Origin of the sequence: Streptomyces hainanensis, from assembly GCF_004348415.1 — a bacterium.
GTDB classification, from domain to species: domain Bacteria; phylum Actinomycetota; class Actinomycetes; order Streptomycetales; family Streptomycetaceae; genus Streptomyces; species Streptomyces hainanensis.
The window spans coordinates 1-449 of the sequence record NZ_SMKI01000941.1; the positions used below are offsets into that span (position 1 = coordinate 1).

General features: G+C 77.3%; 1 protein-coding gene. It reads right to left on the reverse strand.

The genetic code is table 11. The annotated features are described in order from the left end of the window. Positions 1 to 16 precede the first annotated feature (16 nt). Positions 17 to 449, reverse strand: a 433-nt coding sequence (locus E1283_RS36885; protein WP_132822466.1) for a DeoR/GlpR family DNA-binding transcription regulator, incomplete at its 5' end; no start/stop codon positions are given.

The window sequence follows — 449 nt, forward strand, 5'->3', positions numbered from 1 at the left end:
GGGTGGGGGAAACCCCTCACCCGGCCAAGAGCAGCCGCACGCCCGCCACCTCACACCGCTCCGCCGTCGACCGCGGCGCGCCGCCGTCCGTCACCAGGGTCCAGCCGGCCGGGAGCCGGGCCCAGGCCGGCGCGTCCTGGACGGCCAGCTTGGTCGCGTCGGCCAGCACCACCACCCGCCGGGCCCGGGCCGCGACGCGTTCCTTGACGGCGGTCTCCTCCAGCGTCGGCTCGCCCACGCCGCGGGCCGGGTCGACGGCGTCGGCGCCCAGGAAGGCCACCTCGAAGGAGAGCCGTTCCAGGGCCAGGTCGACCAGCGGCCCGACCAGGCCGTGGCTGAGTGGCAGGACCCGGCCGCCGAGGATCAGCACCTCGCACCGGGCCGAGCCGACGAGGACGGCGGCGGTCTCCAGACCCCTGGTGACCACCAACCGGCCGTCCGCCCCATCC